At 46.3% G+C, this 23,690-nt stretch carries 22 protein-coding genes, 1 pseudogene and 2 other annotated features; of the genes and pseudogenes, 19 read left to right on the forward strand and 4 right to left on the reverse strand.

Going from position 1 to position 23,690, the window contains the following annotated elements:
• Positions 1–66: 66 nt before the first annotated feature.
• A complete protein-coding gene (locus tag MHH89_RS27080; RefSeq protein ID WP_076279897.1) occupies positions 67–882 on the forward strand; it encodes a hypothetical protein in 816 nt (271 codons plus the stop codon).
• 26 nt (positions 883–908) lie between these two features.
• Positions 909–1,715: a hypothetical protein gene (locus MHH89_RS27085; RefSeq protein WP_341088578.1), complete on the forward strand. Its 807-nt coding sequence runs from the start codon at positions 909–911 to the stop codon at positions 1,713–1,715.
• A 37-nt stretch (positions 1,716–1,752) separates the two neighbouring features.
• Here MHH89_RS27085 and MHH89_RS27090 read toward each other — a convergent pair whose 3' ends face one another.
• Positions 1,753–2,700: an ATP-dependent DNA ligase gene (locus MHH89_RS27090; RefSeq protein ID WP_340397762.1), complete on the reverse strand. Its 948-nt coding sequence runs from the start codon at positions 2,698–2,700 to the stop codon at positions 1,753–1,755.
• A 12-nt stretch (positions 2,701–2,712) separates the two neighbouring features.
• Positions 2,713–3,684 (reverse strand): non-homologous end joining protein Ku, encoded by a 972-nt coding sequence (gene ku, locus MHH89_RS27095; RefSeq protein ID WP_341088579.1) that lies wholly within the window; start codon positions 3,682–3,684, stop codon positions 2,713–2,715.
• A gap of 139 nt (positions 3,685–3,823) precedes the next feature.
• Here ku and MHH89_RS27100 point away from each other — a divergent pair, with 139 nt between their 5' ends.
• The 8 genes and pseudogenes from MHH89_RS27100 to MHH89_RS27135 all read left to right on the forward strand — a co-directional run bounded on the left by MHH89_RS27100 (position 3,824) and on the right by MHH89_RS27135 (position 10,106).
• Positions 3,824–3,994: a hypothetical protein gene (locus MHH89_RS27100; RefSeq protein ID WP_175620005.1), complete on the forward strand. Its 171-nt coding sequence runs from the start codon at positions 3,824–3,826 to the stop codon at positions 3,992–3,994.
• 31 nt (positions 3,995–4,025) lie between these two features.
• On the forward strand, positions 4,026–4,211 hold the full coding sequence (locus tag MHH89_RS27105; protein WP_036676525.1) for an H-type small acid-soluble spore protein: 186 nt from the start codon (positions 4,026–4,028) through the stop codon (positions 4,209–4,211).
• A 144-nt stretch (positions 4,212–4,355) separates the two neighbouring features.
• Positions 4,356–4,678, forward strand: a pseudogene (locus MHH89_RS27110) (multidrug resistance efflux transporter family protein).
• Positions 4,679–4,776: 98 nt separating this feature from the next.
• Complete coding sequence (gene tsaE / locus MHH89_RS27115) at positions 4,777–5,259, forward strand: tRNA (adenosine(37)-N6)-threonylcarbamoyltransferase complex ATPase subunit type 1 TsaE (protein ID WP_076137213.1); 483 nt, start codon at positions 4,777–4,779, stop codon at positions 5,257–5,259.
• Between the two features lie 5 nt (positions 5,260–5,264).
• On the forward strand, positions 5,265–6,095 hold the full coding sequence (tsaB, locus tag MHH89_RS27120; RefSeq protein WP_076276850.1) for a tRNA (adenosine(37)-N6)-threonylcarbamoyltransferase complex dimerization subunit type 1 TsaB: 831 nt from the start codon (positions 5,265–5,267) through the stop codon (positions 6,093–6,095).
• A complete protein-coding gene (rimI, locus tag MHH89_RS27125; RefSeq protein ID WP_340397763.1) occupies positions 6,092–6,616 on the forward strand; it encodes a ribosomal protein S18-alanine N-acetyltransferase in 525 nt (174 codons plus the stop codon). Before tsaB ends, rimI begins: the two co-directional genes overlap by 4 nt.
• The gene (gene tsaD / locus MHH89_RS27130; RefSeq protein WP_076099403.1) at positions 6,613–7,662 is read left to right on the forward strand and encodes a tRNA (adenosine(37)-N6)-threonylcarbamoyltransferase complex transferase subunit TsaD; all 1,050 of its coding nucleotides are present in this window, start codon (positions 6,613–6,615) and stop codon (positions 7,660–7,662) included. The genes rimI and tsaD overlap by 4 nt, the downstream gene beginning before the upstream one ends.
• Before the next feature lie 43 nt (positions 7,663–7,705).
• Positions 7,706–8,000: a binding site (T-box leader), on the forward strand.
• Positions 8,001–8,052: 52 nt separating this feature from the next.
• Positions 8,053–8,334: a binding site (T-box leader), on the forward strand.
• Between the two features lie 236 nt (positions 8,335–8,570).
• Positions 8,571–10,106 (forward strand): 2-isopropylmalate synthase, encoded by a 1,536-nt coding sequence (locus tag MHH89_RS27135; RefSeq protein WP_076282077.1) that lies wholly within the window; start codon positions 8,571–8,573, stop codon positions 10,104–10,106.
• Positions 10,107–10,512: 406 nt separating this feature from the next.
• On the opposite strand, the gene MHH89_RS27140 is transcribed toward MHH89_RS27135, so the two are convergent.
• A complete protein-coding gene (locus MHH89_RS27140) occupies positions 10,513–12,453 on the reverse strand; it encodes an ABC-F family ATP-binding cassette domain-containing protein (protein WP_076129226.1) in 1,941 nt (646 codons plus the stop codon).
• Positions 12,454–12,697: 244 nt separating this feature from the next.
• Here MHH89_RS27140 and MHH89_RS27145 point away from each other — a divergent pair, with 244 nt between their 5' ends.
• The 7 genes from MHH89_RS27145 (at position 12,698) to groL (ending at position 18,171) form a co-directional block, all read left to right on the forward strand.
• Entirely contained in the window at positions 12,698–13,333 is a 636-nt protein-coding gene (locus MHH89_RS27145; RefSeq protein ID WP_076309556.1) for a 5-formyltetrahydrofolate cyclo-ligase, read from the forward strand.
• Between the two features lie 3 nt (positions 13,334–13,336).
• A complete protein-coding gene (gene moaC, locus MHH89_RS27150; RefSeq protein ID WP_076129224.1) occupies positions 13,337–13,807 on the forward strand; it encodes a cyclic pyranopterin monophosphate synthase MoaC in 471 nt (156 codons plus the stop codon).
• A gap of 85 nt (positions 13,808–13,892) precedes the next feature.
• On the forward strand, positions 13,893–14,378 hold the full coding sequence (locus MHH89_RS27155) for a MogA/MoaB family molybdenum cofactor biosynthesis protein (RefSeq protein ID WP_036676512.1): 486 nt from the start codon (positions 13,893–13,895) through the stop codon (positions 14,376–14,378).
• 139 nt (positions 14,379–14,517) lie between these two features.
• A complete protein-coding gene (locus tag MHH89_RS27160; protein ID WP_036676510.1) occupies positions 14,518–14,760 on the forward strand; it encodes a twin-arginine translocase TatA/TatE family subunit in 243 nt (80 codons plus the stop codon).
• 143 nt (positions 14,761–14,903) lie between these two features.
• The gene (tatC, locus tag MHH89_RS27165; RefSeq protein ID WP_076129223.1) at positions 14,904–15,671 is read left to right on the forward strand and encodes a twin-arginine translocase subunit TatC; all 768 of its coding nucleotides are present in this window, start codon (positions 14,904–14,906) and stop codon (positions 15,669–15,671) included.
• 508 nt (positions 15,672–16,179) lie between these two features.
• On the forward strand, positions 16,180–16,461 hold the full coding sequence (groES, locus tag MHH89_RS27170; RefSeq protein ID WP_036676506.1) for a co-chaperone GroES: 282 nt from the start codon (positions 16,180–16,182) through the stop codon (positions 16,459–16,461).
• Between the two features lie 78 nt (positions 16,462–16,539).
• On the forward strand, positions 16,540–18,171 hold the full coding sequence (groL, locus tag MHH89_RS27175) for a chaperonin GroEL (RefSeq protein WP_076129222.1): 1,632 nt from the start codon (positions 16,540–16,542) through the stop codon (positions 18,169–18,171).
• 137 nt (positions 18,172–18,308) lie between these two features.
• On the opposite strand, the gene MHH89_RS27180 is transcribed toward groL, so the two are convergent.
• A complete protein-coding gene (locus MHH89_RS27180; RefSeq protein ID WP_076129221.1) occupies positions 18,309–19,286 on the reverse strand; it encodes a tRNA dihydrouridine synthase in 978 nt (325 codons plus the stop codon).
• 294 nt (positions 19,287–19,580) lie between these two features.
• Here MHH89_RS27180 and MHH89_RS27185 point away from each other — a divergent pair, with 294 nt between their 5' ends.
• Positions 19,581–22,133, forward strand: a complete 2,553-nt coding sequence (locus MHH89_RS27185; protein WP_341088582.1) for an S-layer homology domain-containing protein — start codon at positions 19,581–19,583, stop codon at positions 22,131–22,133.
• 141 nt (positions 22,134–22,274) lie between these two features.
• The gene (locus tag MHH89_RS27190; RefSeq protein WP_036676501.1) at positions 22,275–23,483 is read left to right on the forward strand and encodes an MFS transporter; all 1,209 of its coding nucleotides are present in this window, start codon (positions 22,275–22,277) and stop codon (positions 23,481–23,483) included.
• Positions 23,484–23,690 lie beyond the last annotated feature (207 nt).

The following is a 23,690-nucleotide window of genomic DNA, read 5'->3' on the forward strand; positions in this document are numbered from 1 at the left end:
ATAGAAGTGTAGTTAAAAACAGGGGTGAAAATACATTTACCTTATTGAAGGAGAGGATGTTAGAAATTGAAGCTCCATTCTGATTTCAAAAAAACAGTTATCACGTTCTCTGCAGCAATCTTGCTGGGAACAGGAGTGGCCGGGGGTGTGGATGTACCCGGCTTGTCTCTTACAATTGCGGCGGCATCAGGAGCGCAGGTTGCATCACAAACCGATCAGAAGACCCAAAAGGAATTGCAGGCACTCGTAGCTGGAGTGAAGGAAGGTACGCTTTTGGCCTACTACGTACGGGATAAAGTCTCCAATCCACAGGATGCGATCAGCTTCTCTGGCAAAGGGTTTGTTTTTAAAGACTATAAATCCTTTGCTGCGAAGTTTAAAGCGCTAAAGGGTCCGTCTATTCCGCAGCCCGGAAATCTTCCTAAAGGCTTCACTCTGGCGAGAGCCATCATCTATCCACCGGCTGTAGCTAATGATTCAGAGCTGTATTTGCAACTAGAGCAGGAATTGAAGGCAGCAGCGGTTGCTGGTAATTCTAATAAACAGTTGTTTAGTAAAATCATCAGCTGGAACCAGACGAATTTGTCTATGCAGCTGTATGCGAAAGGAAAAGCCAATTTTAGCATTGTAACTGGGTCGCCGCCCGCCAAACTTCCGGAAGGAGCGGTACCTTTTGTAAGAGCCTCGGAATCTAAGAAAGAATTAACGGTCAACGGCAGGAAAGTAGTACTTACAACTGATTCCGCTAAAGACGCAAGCTTTAACACAAAGCTAGTATGGCTGGATAACTCAGGCACGATACAATATACCCTTTCAGACAATCGGGCCAGTACGCTGACGACAAATGAAATGCTGGCGGTAGCTAAAACCATGATCAAATAACCAAGGGGCTAAAGGAGGATATTATAATGATGATTAAGAAAAGCGCGGCGATTACAGCCTTAAGCTTATTAGTATTGATAAGTGCGGTGAGTGGAACAGCAGGCGCAGTGCCTGCGGGGAGTAATAATAAAAGTAAAGCTACCGCACCCGTTGAGCAGAATACGCCCATATCTTCAACGATTGAAGCTTTGATTGCCAAAGAAAATACAGTTCCCTTACAAGCAGGCGAACTTAAGATCCTGTATGTAAATGATAAGAAATCTAATCCACATGAAACCTTGAGTATAAGCTATATGCCGTATAGATTCAGTTCTATAAACGAAGCGGCGCAGAAGTTACTTTCATTAAGCGGGAAGTCACTCCTGATACCTACTTCTCTACCAGAGGATTATAAGTTACAGGATGTCGTTTTAAATCCGGTGATTCCAATGTTTTTTAGCTCAGAGTATAAAACCCTTAGGGATCAGTTAAAAGCTAAAGCCCAAGCTGGTGGTAAAAAGGTGATTTCGCAAAGCTTGAAGTGGAGCAATACAGAAACCTCTATCACCTATCTACGAAATGGAGAGAGGTTGAATTTAAGATCTGCACCTGCATACACGCTACCGGAAGGGGTGACTTTGGCCCAGCTGCCTGGGGATCAGGATGAGAGCTTGACCCTCAACGGGGTTGAGGCGATTTACACAGTTTTGGGGCCTCATCACGGTGATCTTAAAGTCCAGCTGGTATGGTCCAGTGCTGATGGAAGTGTCGATTATACACTTACGAGTACAAAAAATGCTGCGCAGACAAAGGCAGAGCTTGAGGCCCTTGTAACAAGTTTTACAGCACAATAAGAAACGTCCTCCCATTTCAGATTGGGAGGACGTTCTTTTATCCTTTTTGCTCCATTGTGCATGCCTCCGGGGGAAGATTCACTTTAGCTTGAGTAACAGGCTGACGCAGAGTGCCCGAGGTGTTCCATTCCAGAAAATGAACTTTGAAGACGAGCTCCGGCTTTATCCAAAAAGCACCCTTACCTCGTTGTGGAACATCTGCAAAGGGCATCCGATCCAGCTTAAGGCGGTGTGCCTCCGCAGTTAAGTCGCGTTTATCCTGCACAGTCAATTTTCCCGGACCGGCATGTCCGATATAATGCAAATTTCCTTTATCATCATAAAGACCAAGAAGCAGTGCGTTGACGATACCGTCACGGAACGTCACACCCCCGGCTACAGCTGTAATATCAGAACTGATTTTGCGTTTCTGCCAACGTTTATCTTTTCCGCCCGGAGCATAAGTACTGTTGATGTCCTTGCAGACGATTCCTTCCAAGCCCTGGTTCTGAGTGGCGACGAACAGTTCTGTAGGATCGGTATAACTTGGCACAGCTTGAACATGGGGATGCGGCAGCAGAATGTCACTTAACAGCTGCTGCCGCAAGAATAATGGTTGATCCATCGTCGATTGGCCATTATAAAACAGAATATCAAAAATCATATAAATGACAGGAACCTGATGCCTAACGACGGAAATTGTGGAACCATTTTTCAAGCTGTCCCTCCGCATCACCTCATGAAATGAAGGTTTGCCGTCCTTGAGTGCGATAATCTCACCATCTAGAATCACGGAGTCAGCCTTGCAGTAAGCAGATACATCAGTAAGTTCAGGATATTGCGTGGTACGGTAATTGCCACGTCTGTTAATAAGCTGAGTAGTGCTTCCATCGTAATAGGACAACATCCGTACGCCGTCCCATTTAATTTGTGCGATCCACTGGTCACCTGCTGGAAGCTGCCCAGCCAGTATAGGTTCAAAAGGAATAATGGGCTGAAGCTTCATCCGCAGAGCCTCCTAAGATACGGTTGTTTTGCTTTTCGTGCTGCGGCGTTTCGGTTTTGGCGTGATGACTGGAGTCGGCCCGGAGACCTCGTTTTGCTGCTTCGCAGGTTCCGCGGCGGTTGTTTTGGTCTTGGCTGTTTTTCTTTTGGCAGCAGGAGCCGCTTTAGTTTTGTTTTTTGTGTTGCCTGTTAATGAAGGACCAGGGTCTGAAGGAATATGCTGCACAGCTTGAATACTAGCCTGCAAGGCGGCCATTAGATCAATCACATTGCTTTCCTGTTTAGCAGGAGCGATATGAAATTCCTCGCCTGCAATTTTATGTGAGATCAGATCAAGCATACGCTGGCGATAATCATCGGTATATTTTGCCGGATCAAAAGGAGTGGATAGCTGTGAGATCAGCAGCTTAGCCATTTCCAGCTCTTTATCGTTCACTGTCCCTGCTTCGGGCAGACCAGGCACTTGCGAGATCGGCCGTACCTCATCAGGATAAAAAATGGTCTCAATCGCAAGGCAATCCTCAAGCACACGGATCGCTGCCAGACTGCTTTTTGAGCGGATTGAAATTTTGGCGATGCCAATTTTACCTGTCTGCTTCATGGCCTCCATAAGAAGTCGATAAGCATTTGATCCTGCCTGATCCGGGGATAAATAGTAGGTTTTTTGAAAATAAATAGGATCGATCTCCGTCAGGTCTACAAAGTCGAGAATGGAGATGCTTTTACTGGTCTCGTCGGATAGTTGATCCAATTCCTCTTTGTCGAAGAGCACAAACTTCCCTTTTTCATACTCATATCCTTTACCGATCTCTTCCCAAGCAACCTCTTTGTCACACACCGGGCATTTGCGTACATACGACAGCGGGCTGCCACACTCCTTATGGATATAACGCAGAGAAATGTCCTTGTCTTCCGTAGCGGAGAACATTTTAACCGGAACATGCACAAGCCCGAAGCTGATGGCTCCTTTCCAAACGGTATGCATGAGAAACACCTCCTGATCTAAGTTGATTTGCTTTGGGTTAGTATGAGGCAGGAAAGGCTTTTCTAGCCGGGTGCATTTTTTGAGAAGCTTGGGAAAAAATAAACTCGGACCTGTGAAGTTGAGGAGGAGAATCTAAGGTATGGAACCAAGAGATAACGAATGGAGCGATACGCTGAGCGAGCAGGATATTCCGGCCACAGTTGTGGATTGGGAGAGCATTATTGCGTCCACGGAGGCCAGTCAGGTTTCCGATTCGGAAAAGCTGGATGCGGAACGAACCCTCGAAGATACGTCACCCTTAGAATCGTAAACTTTAGGAAAGATAAAGGAGGAGAACAGTTGTGGACGTCAAACGGGCACAGGATATTTATGCTTCTAAAGAAACTGTAAGTGTACATTTGGATGGGGAGCCTGTATGGATTGAACATGTGGATGAAGAGAACGGAATGGCTACGGTACAAGTTGGCTCTCGACCAACCAATACGCACACTGTGGGTGTTGAACGACTCGAAGAGCAAGAGCACTAACAAAGGTCTACTTAGAGCGTACGTTAAAGCTGAATTATAGTTTAAAAAAAAGAGACTTTTATGCTTAAGTTTGCGTAAAGGTCTCTTTTTGATTTGGAGCATAACTGACGTCAAGGTTGACGGTGTAAGATTTAAACCAATATATTGGATCAGGCAGGACAGTCCATTATTGTTGCGCTGTGTTCAGGAGTTATTGCCACAGTATTATTCTTTCAAGCTACAGATATGGTAGGAGCAGCATGAGCGGATTAGCGGCAGTCGAAGCCATCCAAACCCTAGAGGTATTATTCGCATTATTAAGTGAAATGTTGATCCTGTCTTCGCCTTCACCTTCCTTATTGTCATGGGGAGGAATCTTAGTCATTATCCTTGGAATGATTCTACATAGCCTTTTCTCGCAGCGATCGGTATCGAAATCCAGCTTGACCACGCAAGTGAAGAAGAGGACTGTATCTCCTTCAGCTTAAACAATGGGCAGGGACAGTTGTTGCGGTGGATGCACCATACCGATATAATTGAATGTAATGGTTTTCGACAGGTATATTTTAAAAGGTGGTAGTTGTAGTTGGACAAAACAGTCGAAACGGTGTTCACTTACCGTTCTTACAATCTGCAGGATACGGAGCAACTGGCAAGTGCAATAGCTGCTGCTTCAACGGCAGGCATGGTTATCGGTTTGGACGGTGATCTAGGCGCAGGAAAAACGGCCTTCTCGCAAGGTTACGCTCGCCATCTTGGAGTGAAAGGGATCGTAAACAGTCCTACTTTTACTATTATTAAAGAGTACGAAGGTCGTCTGCCGTTATATCACATGGATGTATATCGGATTTCACTTCAGGAAGCAGATGAGCTTGGATTGGATGAGTATTTCTATGGTCAGGGTGTTTGTTTGGTAGAATGGAGCAGTATTATTACGGAGTTAATGCCGCCGCGGCATATGCATATATACATGGAAACAGTTGGACCGGAGGAACGAATCATTACGGTGACCGGAATCGGGGAGCCTTATGGTGAGCTTTGCCGGGAGCTGATCCAGAAGTGGGGTTAATAAAAATGACGAACGAGAATACAGAGCCGCGCAAGCGGCTTTTAGCGCTGGATACATCAACTGCCGTATTGGGGGTTGCAGTGACCGAGAATGGAGAATTATTGCATGAAATTAATGCTTCCGGTGAACGGAATCATTCGGTGCATTTGCTGCCGATTATAGAGCAGGCGCTGCAAGCTTCGGGAACAACCGTTGCTAATCTGGGCGGGATTGCGGTTGGTGTGGGCCCGGGATCTTATACGGGAACACGGATCGCGGTTACCGCTGCCAAAACACTGGCTTGGGCATGGAATGTCCCGGTAGTTGGTATTTCGAGCCTGCATGCTGTGGCATGGGGTGGGTATGAAACAGCCCTTAAGAATAAGACGACAGCAGAGTCAGGACAAGCCACTGCGAACAGTGGCTACGGTCCAGATTGGATCATTCCACTGATGGATGCGCGTCGGGGACAGGTTTACACAGGATTATTCGCAGCGGATGGGAATAGTTCTCTTAGCCGCCTTGAACCTGATGCCATCCGGTTGATGGCCGACTGGGTGGAGTACTTGGCAGAACGTTTACAACAGGCTTCAGCTGAAGGAACTAAACCAGCTATTCTATGGTTTGTTGGAGAAACCGCTGTACATGGCAGCGAAGAATCACTACATCCGCTGGCGGAACTCGGCACTTCTGTAGCTGTTCCATATGAGCTGGAGGGCCGCTGGACAGGCTTCCTTGGTGAAGCCCGGCTGCAAGTAGAGAATGATGATATTCATAGCTTGATCCCTAACTATACTCAGATTTCGGAAGCGGAGGCCAATCTGCGGTTAAGTAGTAAAGGAGGCTTAAAACGATGACGGAAGTGGAATCATTGAGACCACAAGAGGCTGACCTTGTTTTTCGTCTGATGAAGCTGGAGGATATTCCGGACATTCTTATTATTGAGCGCGAAGCCTTTACCATGCCGTGGACGGAGGAAGCTTTCCGGAATGAGCTGACGCATAATCATTTTGCTAAATACATGGTCATGGAGCTGGCGGGTCATATAATTGGCTATGCTGGAATGTGGGCTATCGTGGATGAGGCGCATGTGACGAATATTGCCTTACTCGAAGCTTATCGTGGACGTAAATGGGGGGAGCGCCTGTTGGAGGAGTTAATGAATACAGCCTCTTACGTAGGCATGAAATCCATTACACTTGAGGTGCGGGTATCCAACGAGGTAGCTCAGAATTTATATCGTAAAAAAGGCTTTCGTTCTGCCGGTACGCGCAAAGGATATTATTCCGATAATCGCGAGGATGCACTCATTATGTGGGCGGATCTACCGGATTATAAGGAGCATGGCTATTTGGAAGGAAGCGTGGACTTGAAATGAAGACAGAAACGGGCGCAGCTCAACCTGTACTAATACTTGCTATAGAGACCAGTTGTGATGAAACCTCGGTGGCCGTGGTCAAAAACGGATCAGAAGTGTTATCCAACATCATCTCGAGTCAAATAGAGACACATCGTGCTTTTGGGGGCGTGGTGCCAGAAGTGGCTTCCCGTAAACATGTGGAGGTAATTACGCTCGTAATCGAGGAAGCGCTCGCCAAGGCAGGCGTTACACCCGAACAATTGACTGCGGTAGCGGTGACTCAAGGCCCGGGTTTGGTGGGAGCTTTACTGGTCGGGGTAGTAGCAGCTAAAAGCCTTGCTCTTGCATGGGGCAAGCCGTTAATTGGCACGCATCATATTGCAGGCCACATCTATGCTAACCGTCTGGTTGCAGAGTTGCAGTATCCATGTATGACACTAGTGGTGTCAGGTGGACATACGGAACTGGTTCATATGGAGCGTGAGGGTGAGTTTCGAATTATCGGCCGCACGCGTGATGATGCTGTAGGTGAAGCATATGATAAAGTGGCTCGGGCGCTAGGGTTCCCTTATCCCGGCGGACCCCATGTAGATCGCCTGGCACGCGAAGCGACGGAAGTTGTTGCATTGCCGCGGGTATGGCTGGAGCCGAACTCTTATGATTTCAGCTTCAGCGGTCTAAAATCGGCGGTGCTGAATGTGGTGAATCAGAGCAAAATGAAAGGTCTTGAACCCAATGTCGCAGGCATCGCCCGGGGGTTCCAAGAATCCGTAGTTGAAGTGCTGGTGGAAAAGGCGGTACGCGCCGTTAAGGCCACTAACTCCAGACAGTTATTGCTCTGTGGGGGGGTCGCTGCTAATGGCGGACTTCGCTCGGCATTAATTTCGCGCTGTGAAACGGAGGGCATTGAACTTATTATTCCTCCACCGGTGTATTGCACGGATAATGCGGCGATGATTGGAGCGGCTGCATACGTGAAGTGGCAGCATGACGGTGGAATACCGCTGGATATGGTAGCTGACCCTGGATTCTCACTGGAACAATGGTCTGTATCTGCCTATTGACATCATTTGGAGCTAACGAGTATAATCAGTTCAATTAAACAAGGCAAACGCGATGAGCGGAAGTAGTAAGGATACTCTGGGATAAGAGAACTGCGGGTGGGTGCAACGCAGTCGAAGGAGTCCTGAACTCGTCTGGGAGCGGAGCGGTGGAAGCATTACTGGCAATTGTCGCCGGAACGTTTGTACACCGTTTACGGGTAACCTCCGTGATAGGGTGGTCTAGTACCTAACATACTGGACCGTAGAGTGGATGTTCAATTGGAATCGGCAGGAACTTAGCCGATACAGAGCATCAACAAGAGTGGTACCGCGAAGGTTAACAGCCTGTCGTCTCTTGAATGAGATGGCAGGCTTTTTTGTATGGATTTAGAGTGGTGAGTAATTTATATAATACACGCTAAGAACGGGAGTAGTAGAGTTTGACGGTGAACAGAGAGCTGCGGGTTGGTGCGACGCAGTCACCGGATTTCTTGAAGCTCGCCCGGGAGCGGAGCGGCGGAACAAGAGTACGCTGCCTACGGCTGTCCTCGTTATCGGACCTTTCCGGATTTAAGCTGGCATGCCAGCTTGAACCGGGAAGAAGAGCTGGACGCAGCTTTGAGGCTTGTTATTAGTGACAGCTGATGCGTCAAAAAGAGTGGTACCGCGGAGGGGTAACCCGCCGTCTCTTTATTAGAGACGGCGGGTTTTTGCGTTCTTGTAGAAGAAGTCCGGGGAATGGACTCAACGCTACATAAGACGCCAAAAGTGAACACTCTGCACATTGTGCAGAGATTCATTTGTTTCAGCTGCCGGCAGCAGTGGGTGGGAAATGAGCAGAACCGCAAGTCGACGTGTGGTTCTGCGCTGAAGCATAGGATAGAGATAAGGCATCCAATTACATGAAAACAAAACTAGGAGGAATTCAGATGATTATTCCAGTTAAGAAACGTATTCAAATTTTCGATACGACCCTGCGTGACGGTGAGCAGGCCCCTGGGGCTAGTCTGACTCCTGAGCAAAAAATATTGCTGGCTTATAAGCTAGCTGATCTGGGTGTTGATGTAATGGAGCCGGGGTTCCCGGTATCGAGTCCTGGAGATTTTGCAGCGGTGCAGACGATTTCGCGCAAGGTGCGCAACGTGGAGATTTGTGGTTTCGCGCGGGCCGTAAAAGGGGACATCGATGCTGCAGTCCGGGCCACTCAAGATGCTGAACGTCGGCGGATTCACTTGTTTATCTCCTCTTCTGATATTCATTTGCAGCATCAACTGCGTATGAGCAGAGCTGAAGTCGTAGCTAAAGCGCGTGAGATGACGGCTTATGCGCGACAATTCTGTGATGTAGTTGAATTCACGGCCATGGACGCTGCGCGGACAGGGATTGATGATCTGATTGAAATGGTTGAGGCAGTTATAGAGGAAGGGGCCTCCATTATTAACCTGCCGGATACAGTAGGATACGCATTGCCACATGAATATGGCGAGATGTTCCGGAGAGTGCGGCAGGGAGCAAGAGGTGGTGGCAAGGTCAGCTATAGTGCCCACTGTCATAATGACTTGGGGCTGGCTGTAGCTAACAGTCTGGCAGCGATTGATGGAGGGGCGACTCAGATAGAAGTCACCGTGAACGGTGTAGGCGAGCGCACAGGGAACTGCGCACTGGAAGAGCTTGTTATGGCGCTTGAAACCCGCGGCGATGCAATCGGTGCAGAAACAGGTATCGTGCTGGATAAACTGTATGATACTTCACGGCTGATTAGTGGAGCGATGCATTTTCCAATCGCCTATAACAAGCCGGTCGTCGGAAGAAATGCCTTCCAGCATGAATCCGGGATTCATCAGGATGGCCTGCTCAAGGATCGTAGTACCTATGAGATTATGGATCCCGAACGGCTGGGCATCCCCCGCAGCATGATCATTCTGGGCAAACATTCTGGCAGACATGCGCTGAAGGATCGGGCTGCGAAGTATGGAATAACGCTGGAGCCTGCGGAGCTGGATGCACTTTATGAGTCCTTTAAAGAGACCGCTGACCGTCAAAAGGTCGTAAGTGATGACCAGCTGCTGCAAATGGTAAGCAGTACAACTGGACAACAAGCTCAGGTCTATGAGCTGGGTGAGGTTCAGGTATTGGCGGGCAGTGCCCAGCGCCGTGTAGCTGCAGTTACGGTACGCCATCTGCAGACTGGCCGGGAAACGTCACATACCAGCACTGGTGAAGGTCCGCTTGAAGCGATTATCGCTGCTATTGGGCAAGGGATTGCTGAGGAGGTAGACTTTGCAGGACTCGAGCTTCATTCGCTTGGAAGCGGAGAGAATGCGCAAGCAGAAGCAGCGGTGATGGTGGAGTGGGAGGGCCTTAAATTCAGAGGCACGGCCACTCACCAAGATATAATTATGGCGGCAGGCATCGCTTATATCGCAGCCTGTAATGCCGCCCTGCTCTCTACACAGATTGTCTAAAATACGACGTGCCCGCTGTCAGTTTAGGAGATAGCGGGTTCTTTTTTAGCAGAAAATCAGTCTTGTAAAATGGGGTTACGTCTTTTGTCAAGTTGTGGACAACGTTATCCACATATTCTGCCTGAGTTGTGTAAAAAGTGCGTAAAATCAGCAATAACGGCTTTTTTCAAAATGCTCTAATAAACAATTTTGTTGGCAATGAAACACTGTGAGAATTGTGGATAATGTGGATAGATCCGTGGATAATAATTCCTTTTCCTTAAAAATACCGATTTAACGCATAAAAAAGACCCCGAAGGGTCTTTTGAAGTAGGGAGTTATACACGAAACCTGTGTATAGAGCTGTGGATAACTATTTATGAACAAATCTAGAACGATGAAAAAATATTTATAAGGAGGGTTTACATTATTCGTCAGCAAGGATTTCCCATTCGCTAAAGAAATCTGTCAGCTGAGATTTTTTGTTCTTCAGGTCCTCTTCATAACCTTGAAGTGCTAAATAATCCTGATAAACTTCAGGTTTAGTCATTTCATGCTCTATAAATACGATTGATTCTTCAAGTGAGGCAATGTTCTCCTCAAGCTCTGCAATACGCCGTTTGCGGTTACGCTCTTCACGCTTAGCCTGCTTGTCTGCTTCAAAAGAGGTTACAGCGCTTTTTTCAGGTACAGCAGCGTCCTTATTAACGTTTTTAGTAGCTAGTTCAGCGGCATCTTTTGCAATCTCTTCTAATTCTCGTTTCTTCTCGACATAGTCATCGTAGTTGCCGAGGTATTGGTCGATCCCTTCGGGATGCAGCTCCAGTACCCTTTCCGCCATTTTGTTCAAAAAATAACGGTCATGGGAGATGAACAGCAGGGTGCCTTCGAAATCAATTAAAGCAGATTCCAGAACCTCACGGCTGACCAGATCCAAATGGTTGGTAGGTTCATCGAGAATTAGCATATTTGCACCGCGGAGCATTAGTTTAGATAACGAAACCCGAGCTTTTTCGCCGCCGCTGAGTGCGGAAATCTTCTTAAGAACATCCTCTCCGCTAAAAAGGAAATTACCAAGGATCGTACGAATTCTGGCTTCCTCGATCATTGGATATTCACTCCACAGTTCTTCCATAACCGTATTTTGTGGATTAAGGCGGGTCTGTTCCTGATCATAATAAGCAATTTTTACTTTAGTGCCCCAATTCACCGTTCCAGCAGAAGGCTCACGGGTTCCGGTCATACACTGCAGCAATGTGGATTTACCGATACCATTGGGACCGATCAGGGCAGCAGTCTCCCCGCGACGAAGCTCAAAAGAAGCGTCCTTGAATAAAGGTGAACCTTCATTAAAGGCAACCGCAACATTGCGCACTTGAAGCACCTCTTTTCCAGACATAAAGTCTGGCTCAAAGGAGAAGCTAGCCTTCTTCAGATCACCCATTGGACGATCTAGACGATCCATCTTCTCAAGCGCTTTGCGTCTGCTCTGCGCACGTTTTGTGGTGGAAGCCCGGACAATATTTTTCTGAACGAAATCCTCCATTCGAGAAATTTCATCCTGTTGCTTCTCATATTGCTTCATCCGTGCTTCATATTCGGCAGCCTTCAAATCTACATAACGACTGTAGTTACCCGTATAACGCCGGGACTGGTGCCGCTCGATCTCTACAATAGTGGTCACGAGACGGTCTAGGAAATAACGGTCATGGGATACAACCAGAATCCCGCCAGCATAGCTGCGGAGGTAATCCTCCAGCCACGTTAACGTTTCGATATCCAGATGGTTAGTAGGCTCATCCAGCATCAGAAGATCTGGAGCCTGAAGCAAAATACGGGCCAGCGCGAGCCGGGTTTTTTGGCCTCCACTAAGGGTAGAAATGGGTGTATCTGGTGGGAAATCACTGAAGCCCATGCCGTGTAGGACACTGCGAATCCGTGTATTCATTTCATAGCCGCCGTGGTCCTTGAACCAATCCGATCGCCGCGCATATCGTTCAAGCAGTTCTTCGTACCGCTTGGGGTCTTCCGCGAGCTTAGGATCAGCAATACTTACTTCTAACTCTCTCAGCTCAGTTTCGGCTTCGATCAGCGGAGCGAAGACCGCCATCATTTCTTCATGAATGGTTTTGTCAGATTGCAGTCCGCTATTCTGAGCTAAATATCCGATTGTTGTTTCTTTTGATTTATGAATTTGACCGCTGTCATAAGACATCTCACCGGCCAGAATTTGTAGAAAAGTTGATTTGCCGGCACCATTCACACCCACTAGCCCGACACGTTCCTTTTCATTTACCTGTAGGCTTATGCCATCCAGTACGTTCTGTATACCATATGATTTAGTAATTCCTGTCGCTTGAAGAAGCATAACGATGAAACCTCCACCCTTGCATATTTCGCCTTGGTATTTATCCCTCAGCCGTATGAACAACTTATTCTATAGTTTACATGAAAAGCGTTTCCCAAGCGAGGGTTCGATCTAATGTAAGGAGGGAATAACGACCTAGTCCGATAACACAGTTCTATCCACCTTGGCGAACCGGGGAGAAGAGTGGTAAACTGGATTTACAAACAAGGATAAGCTAGGGATGAATAAGAGGGGGAGGCCGACAATGTCCAGCAAGGAGTCGGAGATCTCCAAAGTAAAGCAACAATTACGAACGGAGAAGACCATCGCCCGAAACGAGCTGTCTTCGGACCAGAGAAGTAAACTATCATCTGAAGTCTGCCACTATGCATTGGAGTGGCTGGAGTTGAAGGGTATAACTTCACTAATGGCCTATGTGTCTTTTCGTTCAGAGCTTGATACCCGCCCACTTATCACACAGGCGTGGAAAGATCAGCGTAAGGTGCTGTTGCCGCGTGTAATTCCAGCAAGCGGTGAAATGAGTGTCCACGCGGTGAATGCATGGAGCGATTTAGAGCCGGGGGCTTATGGTATCCAAGAACCTATTGTCTCCAGCAGAGATTTATTAGAGATTGAAGAGATTAAGCTACCTGCTGTTGTGTTCGTACCAGGGCTAGCATTTGATCTTCAAGGCGGCAGGCTTGGCTACGGTCGAGGATACTATGACCGGTTACGTGCGTCTTGGGAGAAAGCCGGGTACGTTAGCGCACAGCCCCCGATATGGATCGGGTTAGCTTACGGCATGCAGTTGGTTCCAAGGGTGCCGATGGATGAGCATGATGCTTTAATGGACATGCTGATTACTGAAAATGGTATAGTGCACTGCCGAAAAGGAGAGTGAGCCATGGAATTGACCCATTTCAACGAGCAGGGAAGAGCTCGTATGGTGGATGTGAGTGAGAAGGAGATTACGAAGCGGACAGCTGTCGCGCGGAGTATGATCAAGATGGCTGCTGGAACGCTGAGCGCCATTAAGAGTGGCAAGATCAGCAAAGGTGATGTCCTTGCTGTTGCACAGATCGCCGGGATTATGGCGGCTAAGAAGACGTCAGACTGGATTCCGATGTGCCACCCGCTGCCACTTACCGGTATTGATATCAGCTTCTCCGATAACAGCGAAGATGAACTTTATATAGAAGCAACAGTCCGTACTACAGGAAAAACCGGAGTAGAGATGGAAGCCTTAACCGCTGTTTCTGCCTCAGCACTAACGGTGTACGACATGTGTAAGGCTATTCAGAAGGATATGATTATCGGACCGACGCTTCTGGTATCTAAGAGCGGGGGCAAGAACGGAGATTATGCGCTCGAATAAGTATCAGCTGCTTTTGTTCGAAGCGCTGAGGCGAGCAGGCTGAACTGTACAGCCAACTATACATATAGAGAGGAAGGACAAACCTATGGCGTGGAAGACAGCAATCCTAACGGCCAGTGATAAAGGGGCCAGGGGCGAACGGGAAGACACGAGCGCCCAGGTTATTCGGGAGCTGGTGGAAGAGGAACTAGGTGGCGAGATCATTGAATATCGAATCGTTCCCGATGAACAAGATGAGATTATCGCAGCCTTGATTGAACTGACAGACTATTTTCAGGCAGATTTGGTACTGACCACCGGAGGCACAGATCTGGCAATTCGTGATGTAACCCCGGACGCTACTCGGCGAGTAGTAGAACGGGAAGTGCCTGGGCTCTCAGAAGCCATGCGAAGCACAGTGATGCAAAAAAACCGTGCAGCTATGCTTTTTCGTGGGATATGCGGCATTCGCGGTCGCACGTTGATTGTCAATTTACCTGGAACGCCGAAGGGTGTTCATGAGAATCTGGCAGCTATTATGGATCAATTACCGGAAGCACTGCTCATGGTAACTGGCCAATACCGTCAATAACCCTTTGTCATCTTCTTGTCACGTCACAATGATAATCTATTTATAGAAGAAAGTGGATGTAACTGTGACATAAGTTATGGTATTATTAAATTAAAGTAAACGATACCATGAACGGACAGGTGGACAAGGAGGAATAATAATGTTTAGTGGAATTGGTACTCCTGGTATTATTTTGTTGGTCATACTGGCACTTCTGCTCTTTGGCCCAAATAAACTGCCAGAGCTAGGCCGTGCAGTTGGACGAACCTTCCGTGAATTTAAGGAAGGCGCGCGTGAAATCATCGGGGATAATGAACCGGTGAAGAAGAGCGAAGCTCCTGTGCCGACGGCCCCGCAAACGGTCGCTGCAGATATTCCTCAGGACAAACGCCTGCCGGAATAATAGAAGATCTTTCAATGGGGCATTCTCAGGAGTCTACTAGACTTGAGGAGACGCCCCTTTTTCTTTGCTTTCCGCAGCAACGGACACTGCTTCGAAGAAAGTTAGTGTTATCTTTTTTACTCTTGTCATGGGATGGTGTCTGGATGTCTCTGAAATCGGAAGAAATGTCGGTGGTGGATCATCTCACCGAGCTGCGCAAACGGATTATTTATGTGTTAGTCGTATTTGTCCTTGGATTAATTGGCGGTTTATTTTGTGCAAAGCCCATTTACGATTATTTGATTAGCACGGACCTGGCGCAAGGTTTTGTTCTGCATGCATTCTCATTCTGGGATGGCATTGGGATGTACATGAAGATCGCGATGGCCGTTTCGCTAGTGATTTCTGTCCCGTTTATTGCCTACCAGCTGTGGGCATTTATCAGTCCGGGCCTGCGGCCGGAGGAGCGAAGTGCGACACTTCGTTATGTTCCCTATGTGTTTGTTCTTTTCCTTATCGGTCTTTCTTTTGCTTATTATATTGTTTTTCCAATGGCACTTTCGTTCACGATCTCAATTACCAGAAGCATGGGACTGGAAGAGACCTACGGGATTGCACAGTATTTTAACTTCATGTTCAGCCTGGTATTGCCGCTGGCATTGCTGTTTGAACTTCCATTGCTGGTGATGTTTCTGACCAAACTAAGAGTACTCAACCCGCTACGCTTGCGTAAAATGCGTCGGTACGCCTATTTCACGCTTGTTTTTATTGCTGTAGTTATCACGCCCCCGGATTTTATCTCAGACTTTCTGGTGACGATTCCACTGCTCATTTTGTATGAGTTCAGTGTATTTTTATCTGCATTTGTCTATCGCAAGCAACTTGCTGCGGACGCGGCACGGGATGAACGGTATGTTCAGAAGCAGGAGTGAGGAGAGAGGCTGCCGCTAAGTAGATTTTCTACGAATGTGGCAGCTTTTTTGCTATAAGTTGATTTCATTAGTTGGATTGAATACACTTAGTAAGTAATTGTTATCGATCAGGATCATTAGATGCAAAGGTCTAACCATTCTAGCAACCTTCATATCTATAAGGGGTGAGAGGAAAGCGCTGGAATCCTACGCATATTTTCAAAACCCGTGGATACAATGTAATAGAGTGTGTGCTTGGACAAGCATTGAAACGTATTTTTTTGCGAAAACTAATACGAATTTGTGTAAAAAGACTTGAAATCCGGGCTCAAGTTGAGTATCATAAAAATTGTTGTTAGCACTGCACGCTGTTGAGTGCTAACGCTCTTGAAAAATAGGAGATGGGCTGGAGATTAGCAGGGTTCCATTGATATTTTTCAAGAACATCACAGCATTCTAAGTTTGACCGGTAAGTTCTAAACTATGTTTTGAAGCAAAATAACATAATTTTAAAGGAGGCTATTTTTTCATGATCAAACCATTAGGTGAACGCGTATTGGTGCTACCGAGCGAGCAGGAGGAAACAACTTCATTCGGGATTGTGCTTCCGGACTCCTCGAAAGAAAAGCCACAAGAAGGAACTATTATTGCAGTAGGCAGCGGAGCTTTGAAAGATGGAGTACGTGTAGCGCTTGAAGTTAAAGAAGGCGACCGTGTTCTTTTCTCAAAATATGCAGGTACAGAAATCAAATATGAAGGTAAAGAATATTTGATTATGAAAGAAAGCGACATTCACGCGATTCTTGACTAAGCAAGAGTCGATCATAAGCTAAATCTAAACTACTTAAAGTAATATGATATACAAAAAATTCTAGGAGGTAATTACACAATGGCTAAAGAAATTAAATTCAGTGAAGAAGCTCGCCGCTCTATGCTTCGTGGTGTAGATGCTCTGGCAAACGCGGTAAAAGTTACACTTGGACCAAAAGGCCGCAACGTGGTGCTTGAGAAGAAATTTGGTAGCCCACTCATCACTAACGATGGTGTAACGATCGCTAAAGAAATCGAACTTGAAGATGCATTCGAGAACATGGGTGCTCAACTGGTTAAAGAAGTTGCTACTAAGACTAATGATGTAGCCGGTGACGGTACTACAACTGCAACGGTTCTGGCTCAAGCTATGATCCGCGAAGGTCTGAAGAACGTAACTGCTGGTGCTAACCCAATGGTTATCCGTAAAGGTATCGACAAAGCGGTTCGTGCAGCTGTTGAAGAATTGCAAAAAATCGCTAAGCCTATCGAAGATTCCCAAGCTATCGCTCAAGTAGCTGCTATCTCTGCTGCTGACGATGAAGTAGGTCAATTGATCGCTGAAGCTATGGAAAAAGTAGGTAAAGACGGTGTTATCACTGTTGAAGAATCCCGTGGATTCGCTACTGAGCTTGAAGTAGTAGAAGGTATGCAATTCGACCGTGGTTACATTTCCCCATACATGATTACTGATACAGACAAAATGGAAGCTGTTTTGGAGAATCCATACATCTTGATCACTGATAAAAAAATCAGCAGCACTCAAGAAATTCTTCCATTGCTTGAAAAAATCGTTCAACAAGCTAGACCGCTTGTTATTATCGCTGAAGATATCGAAGGCGAAGCACAAGCTATGCTGATCGTGAACAAACTGCGTGGAACATTCAACGCTGTTGCTGTTAAAGCTCCTGGCTTTGGCGACCGTCGTGAAGCTATGCTGCAAGATATCGCTGCCCTGACTGGTGGCCAAGTGATCACTGAGAAGCTCGGTCTTGATCTGAAGAGCACTTCCATTGAACAACTGGGTAACGCACGTCAAGTACGCGTAACTAAAGAAAACACAACAATCGTAGACGGAAGCGGCGACAAAGCGGACATCAATGCACGCGTAAGCCAAATCCGTGCTCAACTGGAAGAAACAACTTCCGAGTTCGACAAAGAGAAATTGCAAGAGCGTTTGGCTAAATTGGCTGGCGGCGTAGCCGTTGTCAAAGTTGGCGCTGCAACTGAAACTGAACTTAAAGAGCGCAAACTTCGCATCGAAGATGCCCTGAACGCAACTCGCGCAGCGGTTGAAGAAGGTATCGTATCCGGTGGGGGTACAGCTCTTGTGAACGTATATAACGCTGTTGCTGCTGTAGACGTAACTGGTGACGAGAAAACTGGCGTTAACATCGTGCTTCGCGCGTTGGAAGAGCCAATTCGCACCATCGCAGCTAACGCTGGTCAAGAAGGTTCCGTAATTGTGGACCGCTTGAAAAAAGAAGAAGTAGGTATCGGCTACAACGCTGCTACTGGTGAATGGGTGAACATGTTCGAAGCGGGTATCGTTGACCCTGCTAAAGTAACTCGTTCCGCACTTCAAAATGCTGCATCCGTAGCTGCTATGTTCTTGACTACTGAAGCAGTTATCGCTGACAAGCCTGAGCCTGAAAAAGGCGGCGGCATGCCAGATATGGGCGGCATGGGTGGAATGGGCGGCATGATGTAAGGAAATCATTATCGAAGCAATTCGATGATGAGTTTCCTTGAGAGGAAACACCATTTGACCACATAGTACAAAAATGAGAGACCTTTCATAAGTTCATTGAACTTTTGAGAGGTCTCTCATTTTTTTGTGGGTATAATTTAATCTAATTCTTGCTCTAAAACAGTTTTTACTAAACGACGTACTTCATCAGTTGATCTTGTATCCATTAATTGGTTTCTTAGTTCGCCTGCACCTCTAAATCCACGAACATAGATTTTGAAAAAGCGAAGAAGTGGTTTAAATAAACGTGGCTCAAGTTCATTTGAATATTTATCGTGAAGATCCAGCTGTAAAAGAAGTAAATTGAGAAAATCCTTCGCGCTGTGTTCTTTAGGTTCTTTTTCAAAAGCAAATGGATTGGTGAAAATGCCGCGGCCAATCATGACTCCATCAACGCCGTATTGTTCTACTAATTTTAATCCTGTTGCGCGGTCAGGAATATCTCCATTAATAGTTAACAACGTATTTGGAGCAATCTCATCGCGTAATTTTTTTATTTCAGGGATTAGTTCCCAGTGTGCCTCTACTTTACTCATCTCTTTTTTTGTACGAAGGTGAATGGAAAGGTTCGCAATATCTTGTTTCAATATATGTCCTAGCCAGTCGCGCCACTCGTCAATATCAGAGTATCCTAATCTTGTTTTAACACTAACCGGCAATCCACCTGCTTTTGCTGCTTGAATAATTTCTGCTGCAACTTCAGGATGTTTTATTAATCCAGCACCTTTTCCATTCGATGCGACGTTTTGTGCTGGGCACCCCATGTTTAAATCGATACCACGAAAACCAAGTTTTTTCATATCAATGCTCATCTGTTCAAAAAATACGGGTTTATCACCCCAAATATGAGCGACAATCGGTTGCTCATCTTCTGTGAACGTTAATCGACCACGTACACTGTCTTTTCCTACAGGGTGACAATAGCTTTCTGTATTTGTGAATTCTGTGAAAAATACGTCGGGTTTTGCAGCTTCACTAACGACGTGCCGAAATACAACATCTGTGACATCTTCCATGGGCGCTAATATAAAAAACGGCTTCGGTAAATCAAGCCAAAAGTTTTGTTCGTTACTCATATTATCTCCTCTTGTTGTAATATATAAAAACGATATAAGGATAGCAAAGTCCTATACCCATCATACATAGTATCATTTTTTTTCGTTTGATGCACAGAATCAATGATATGAGAATGTTCATCCATGGCTATTTGTTTATAATCTGTTTATTGATACTTGTTATAATCCTGTAGATGAAAAGTTTGTAATATAAAGTCGAATCGTGTTAACGAATCGATTATAGACAAACGACATAACGCATCCAAAGAACAGGGGGATAAGCAAGTGAACAAAAAGCAATGAATAAGCTCTATATTGGCTGCTGCTGTATTATCAAGCCCTATCATTATGCCGACCAAAGGATCGGCAGCGGCTTCCTTTATTGATATTGATGGCTCATACGCAAAGAAAGCGATTGTTGAGCTATTCGATCAGGGGATAGTGACCGGTGTCGGAGAGAGTAAGTTCTATCCTACGTCGAATATTACAAGGCAGGATTTTGCAATTATTTTAGCAAAGACATTAAAGCTGGATGTTTCAAACCCTCCTGCACTGCCAACCTTTCTGGACGTTCCCACAAGCAACTACGCATACAGCTATGTAGAGGCAGCTGTCAAAGCCGGATTGATTAAGGGTACAGGCAGTAATCTTTTCGGTACGGGGCAAAATTTATCACGTCAGGATATGGTCGTCATGTTCGTGAGAGCATTGGGAGTCAATCCTACGGGTAAAGCTGGAACTTTGCAATTTGCTGATAGTAGCCAAATTGCTGATTATTCCAAAGATTTTATAGCTGCTGCTGTGGAATATGGATTGATTACCGGATATAATAATTTTTTTAATCCTGATGCCAAAGTAGATCGTCAGGCCGTAGCTCTAGTAGCCTCTAAGTTTCTGAAGTTTAAGGAGAACGGAAACACTGAGCAGCCCGCCTCCACCCCAACTGCTCAACCGAGTAAAGAGCCGGTAACAGTGCCTACTCCTGTTGTTGGAGGGTCTTCCTCTTCGCAAAGTGAGCATAGCAGCAATTCAGATACAAATGCACCTATGGTTGAAAGTACCAAGTTCGAGGCGATCGACAACTACAACGGGACACAAGATCAGCTTCGCGGGTTAGCGGGAGCCATTGGCGAGCAAGGAGCAGCGGTACAAGCCTACCTGTGGACGGATGCGAATGAGAACGGTGAAGTAGATGCCGATGAGTTAGGAACCGCCATCGCATTAGGCACCAGCGAAGCAGACGGATCTGTGAGTGCGGCCAATATTGGGGATCTGAACGCAGGAACGTATCGTTTCGTGATTACCGGTAAGGATTCATCCAATAATGAATCAGCGAAGAACGCTGCCCATGCGGTTACGGTGACCTTAAGCAAAAACGAAGTTCCGGATACGAGTGCACCGGTAGTGGACGCAACCAAGTTCGAAGCGATCGACAACTACAACGGGACACAAGATCAGCTTCGCGGGTTAGCGGGAGCCATTGGCGAGCAAGGAGCAGCGGTACAAGCCTACCTGTGGACGGATGCGAATGAGAACGGTGAAGTAGATGCCGATGAGTTAGGAACCGCCATCGCATTAGGCACCAGCGAAGCAGACGGAGCTGTGAGTGCAGCCAATATTGGGGATCTGAACGCAGGAATGTATCGTTTCGTGATTACCGCTAAGGATTCATCCAATAATGAATCAGCGAAGAACGCTGCCCATGCGGTTACGGTGACCTTAAGCAAAAACGAAGTTCCGGATACGAGTGCACCAGTAGTGGACGCAACTAAGTTCGAAGCGATCGACAACTACAACGGGACACAAGATCAGCTTCGCGGGTTAGCGGGAGCCATCGGCGAGCAAGGAGCAGCGGTACAAGCCTACCTGTGGACGGATGCGAATGAGAACGGTGAAGTAGATGCCGACGAATTAGGAACAGCCCTCGCATTAGGCACTAGTGCAGCAGATGGATCTGTGAGTGCGGCCAATATTGGGGATCTGAACGCAGGAACGTATCGTTTCGTGATTACCGCTAAGGATTCATCCAATAATGAATCAGCGAAGAACGCTGCCCATGCGGTTACGGTGACCTTAAGCAAAAACGAAGTTCCGGATACGAGTGCACCAGTAGTGGACGCAACTAAGTTCGAAGCGATCGACAACTACAACGGGACACAAGATCAGCTTCGCGGGTTAGCGGGAGCCATCGGCGAGCAAGGAGCAGCGGTACAAGCCTACCTGTGGACGGATGCGAATGAGAACGGTGAAGTAGATGCCGACGAATTAGGAACAGCCCTCGCATTAGGCACTAGTGCAGCAGATGGATCTGTGAGTGCGGCCAATATTGGGGATCTGAACGCAGGAACGTATCGTTTCGTGATTACCGCTAAGGATTCATCCAATAATGAATCAGCGAAGAATGCTGTACATGCGGTTACGATTGAGCTTGTTAATGGTATTCTGACCACACCTACGGTTACTAGCTCTATATATGGCTTTGACGGAGGCGGCGGTTCAAAAACAAAACAACTGATAACGGGTTCTACACAATCGCGCATTCGCTTCGACTTTTTCTCGGGAGAAAGCTTTACGAATGCTGAAATTCAGGTAACGTTGGAAGGCATGATCTTTACCACAAACGACTATTATACCATTAGTGGATGGACACATCCGACGAGTGATCAAATTAGCAATAATGGGCATACGTTAACTTTCACAGGAAGTAACATAGGTGTTTCGGATATCGCTTTTGAACTTCATAATAAAGTGATGCCGGCACCGGGAACCTATCTCATTAAGTTCAAAGCAGATGCGGATGGACCTGGAACAGCCAGATCTTATTCCGAGGAACAAGTCATTACCTTAATTATTTTGCCACCGGCTTAAACTAGAAGCTTCTCATGAGTTCTTTGAACTTGTGGGAAGCTTCTTTTTTATGGAAAATAGGATTGCTCAATATAGTCTAAATGAGTATTATGAGTAAGGTATGTTCATATAAAAATAGAGATAAACAGGATGGAGAGCACCATGAAAACAACACGTCAGAACGCATTGATTTTCTCGTTTACTTTTATGGCTTTTATTCTGGGTACGACGGAGTATATTATTGTTGGTTTACTCTCTGAAATATCCTCAAGCCTCGGAGTTACGCTTGCGACAGCCGGGGGATTGGTATCTGGCTTCGCGATTTCTTATGCCATTGGCACACCAATTATGATGTCCTTGTGCAGCCGTGTTCCGAAACGGATTACGATTCTTGTATCACTTGTATTGATTTTACTGCTAAATTTGTGGAGTGCTGTAACTGGAACTTACAGTATGCTGCTGGTGACTAGAATAGTTACTGCCATACTATGTGGCTTTGTTCTTTCTGTAGCTATTACGGTAGCGAATGAAGCGGTTGATCAGGAGAAGAGAGGCAAGGCGATTGCTACAATTTTGAGTGGTTTTGCTATTGCGAATGTTTTTGGTGTGCCGATCGGTACTTTCGTCGGGCAGTTTTTTAATTGGCCAGCAGCGTTTGTTCTGAATGGGATATTAGCTGGAGTTGCCATAGTCCTAAATTATATCTATATTCCACGCCAATTACCGAAACCTGTGCCTAGCTCACTCAAGGATCAGATCGGACTGCTCACAAACGGCCGCATTATTCTTGCATTTCTCATTCCGGTTACGGCAGTGGGAGCCGTATTTGTGATGTACACTTACATTACACCTATACTGGAGCAAGTCATGAACGTTCCTAAAAGCTCAGTTAGCGGTGTGCTGTTTGTATACGGAATTGCCACGATTGTCAGCAACTGGATTGGTGGCAAGGTTGCGACCGGGAATGCGGTTAGTAAGCTGAGATTCGTGTTCCTTATCCAAGCTGTGGTCTATGTTATCTTTAGTATGACCGCATCTGTTTCCATTCTAGGAATGATTGTGCTAATGGCTCTAGCCATGATGTCGAGTATTGTGAGCGCCCCTGCGCAGCTCTATTTGATTGACTTAGCTAAGCAGTTCTCACCAAAAACGAAGGATCTTGCTGCCTCATTGAATCCAGTAGCCTCAAACCTGGGAATTGCAGGCGGGTCCGCGATCGGTGGAGTGGTTGCCGGGCATGGAGGATTAATCTCTCTTCCTGTAGCTGCTGCCATCCTGGCGATATTGGCCTGTGTGATTACGTTGATATGTTATAAGATGGATCATCAAAGCCAAGCAGCGGTCATCACTCAGCATCATAACTTAACCTAATGAGATGATATAAAATATCCCGGCTTCATACGAGTTCATTGAACTTGTGTGGAGCCTTTTTTATATGGAAAGCTTCAAAGCGTTGACTTCCTACAGATTCAGTGCTAAACTTATCTTAAGTTAAAGATATTTAAAGTGAAGATAAAAAAACTCGATGTTATCCACCAAAGAGCTTGTACAGTAGAAAAAGATCTTTTTTTTTAAGTG

The sequence above is a fragment of the Paenibacillus sp. FSL H7-0323 genome, assembly GCF_038002725.1.
In the GTDB taxonomy this organism is placed as follows: domain Bacteria; phylum Bacillota; class Bacilli; order Paenibacillales; family Paenibacillaceae; genus Paenibacillus_AQ; species Paenibacillus_AQ odorifer.

What these genes read in the sequence shown, in the direction of transcription:
- MHH89_RS27085 (WP_341088578.1), top strand. Translation starts at nt 909, where the DNA reads ATGATGATTAAGAAAAGCGCGGCGATTACAGCCTTAAGCTTATTAGTA.
- ku (WP_341088579.1), bottom strand. Translation starts at nt 3,684, where the DNA reads ATGCATACCGTTTGGAAAGGAGCCATCAGCTTCGGGCTTGTGCATGTT.
- MHH89_RS27100 (WP_175620005.1), top strand. Translation starts at nt 3,824, where the DNA reads ATGGAACCAAGAGATAACGAATGGAGCGATACGCTGAGCGAGCAGGAT.
- MHH89_RS27155 (WP_036676512.1), top strand. Translation starts at nt 13,893, where the DNA reads ATGGCGTGGAAGACAGCAATCCTAACGGCCAGTGATAAAGGGGCCAGG.
- MHH89_RS27135 (WP_076282077.1), top strand. Translation starts at nt 8,571, where the DNA reads ATGATTATTCCAGTTAAGAAACGTATTCAAATTTTCGATACGACCCTG.
- tsaD (WP_076099403.1), top strand. Translation starts at nt 6,613, where the DNA reads ATGAAGACAGAAACGGGCGCAGCTCAACCTGTACTAATACTTGCTATA.
- MHH89_RS27145 (WP_076309556.1), top strand. Translation starts at nt 12,698, where the DNA reads ATGTCCAGCAAGGAGTCGGAGATCTCCAAAGTAAAGCAACAATTACGA.
- groL (WP_076129222.1), top strand. Translation starts at nt 16,540, where the DNA reads ATGGCTAAAGAAATTAAATTCAGTGAAGAAGCTCGCCGCTCTATGCTT.
- MHH89_RS27090 (WP_340397762.1), bottom strand. Translation starts at nt 2,700, where the DNA reads ATGAAGCTTCAGCCCATTATTCCTTTTGAACCTATACTGGCTGGGCAG.
- tatC (WP_076129223.1), top strand. Translation starts at nt 14,904, where the DNA reads ATGTCTCTGAAATCGGAAGAAATGTCGGTGGTGGATCATCTCACCGAG.
- MHH89_RS27190 (WP_036676501.1), top strand. Translation starts at nt 22,275, where the DNA reads ATGAAAACAACACGTCAGAACGCATTGATTTTCTCGTTTACTTTTATG.
- MHH89_RS27140 (WP_076129226.1), bottom strand. Translation starts at nt 12,453, where the DNA reads ATGCTTCTTCAAGCGACAGGAATTACTAAATCATATGGTATACAGAAC.
- groES (WP_036676506.1), top strand. Translation starts at nt 16,180, where the DNA reads ATGATCAAACCATTAGGTGAACGCGTATTGGTGCTACCGAGCGAGCAG.
- MHH89_RS27180 (WP_076129221.1), bottom strand. Translation starts at nt 19,286, where the DNA reads ATGAGTAACGAACAAAACTTTTGGCTTGATTTACCGAAGCCGTTTTTT.
- moaC (WP_076129224.1), top strand. Translation starts at nt 13,337, where the DNA reads ATGGAATTGACCCATTTCAACGAGCAGGGAAGAGCTCGTATGGTGGAT.
- MHH89_RS27160 (WP_036676510.1), top strand. Translation starts at nt 14,518, where the DNA reads ATGTTTAGTGGAATTGGTACTCCTGGTATTATTTTGTTGGTCATACTG.
- tsaB (WP_076276850.1), top strand. Translation starts at nt 5,265, where the DNA reads ATGACGAACGAGAATACAGAGCCGCGCAAGCGGCTTTTAGCGCTGGAT.
- rimI (WP_340397763.1), top strand. Translation starts at nt 6,092, where the DNA reads ATGACGGAAGTGGAATCATTGAGACCACAAGAGGCTGACCTTGTTTTT.